General features: G+C 64.0%; 1 protein-coding gene. It reads right to left on the bottom strand.

What is annotated here, in order from left to right; translation table 11 throughout:
• Positions 1 to 322, bottom strand: a 322-nt coding sequence (locus HX773_RS25615; protein ID WP_255433343.1) for an ABC transporter substrate-binding protein, incomplete at both ends; no start/stop codon positions are given.

Here is a 322-nt window from a genome sequence, read left to right as displayed (position 1 = left end):
GTCCGGCCTTGACTTCGGCCACCTTGTACGGGCCGCTGCCGAGGGGGAACTCCAGGTTGCCCTTGGTGAAATCACGGGTGGCCCACCAATGCTTGGGCAGTACCGGCAGTTGGCCAAGGATCAGCGGCAGCTCGCGGTTGTTGGTGTGCTTGAACTTGAACAGCACCCGCAGCGGATCTTCCGCGATCGCCTCGTCGACATCGGCGTAGTAGGCGCGGTAGAGCGGGGCGCCATCCTTGATCAGGGTCTGGAAACTGAACACCACGTCGTCGGCGCGCATCGGATGGCCGTCATGGAAGCGGGCCTCGGGGCGCAGGTAGAA

Origin of the sequence: Pantoea sp. B9002, assembly GCF_013385945.1 — a bacterium.
Classification (GTDB): domain Bacteria; phylum Pseudomonadota; class Gammaproteobacteria; order Enterobacterales; family Enterobacteriaceae; genus Pantoea.
Note: the sequence above shows the minus strand (reverse complement) of the source record. Positions and strands in the feature narration are given on the sequence as shown.